Origin of the sequence: Arcobacter sp. (assembly GCF_050300555.1) — a bacterium.
Taxonomy (GTDB): domain Bacteria; phylum Campylobacterota; class Campylobacteria; order Campylobacterales; family Arcobacteraceae; genus Arcobacter.
In genome coordinates, this window is sequence record NZ_JBNKXY010000335.1 from 1 (window position 1) to 551 (window position 551).

Annotated in this window: 1 protein-coding gene; it reads left to right on the top strand. The window is 34.8% G+C overall.

Going from position 1 to position 551, the window contains the following annotated elements; all coding sequences use genetic code 11:
• Positions 1-54: 54 nt before the first annotated feature.
• On the top strand, positions 55-551 hold a 497-nt coding region (locus ACQY5W_RS13480), incomplete at its 3' end, for a hypothetical protein (protein ID WP_428025483.1).

Here is a 551-nt window from a genome sequence, read left to right on the forward strand (position 1 = left end):
TCTGTGCTTGATGGTAAGTGTGCCAACAACGACCTTCTACCCGAGCTTCTTAAGATGAACAAAGGTAAACTCATCAAATACATTTTAAACTTGTTTCCTCGAGTTGTTGCTTGTGATGCAAAAATTGATAAGCTTGAGAGGAAAGTTGAAAAATATAAGTCTAAATACTCCAATGCTTGTGATTCTTTGCTTAGTGATAATTATAAAATGATTCGTACCATTGCATGCTTGAATTCTGAAATTGAATTGTTAAAGTCAAATGTGTCATGTGATTCTTGTGAAGGCATGCTAGCTGAAAATGAGAAGTTGAAGCTTAATTATTCCATTTGTGTAAGGCAACTTGAAATTGCTAGGGCTGAAATTATTGAAATTAATTCTATGCATTCTAGCACTTGTTCCTCTACTTTGAACAATGACACTTGCATTGACTCTAATGATAATCATGATGTTTTGCTTGATATAAATGCATGTAATATGTCTACTGCCTCTTGCACTTCATGCAATGATTTGAAGCAAGTGCGCGATGATATGAGCGTTAAGTTGGTTGAGCA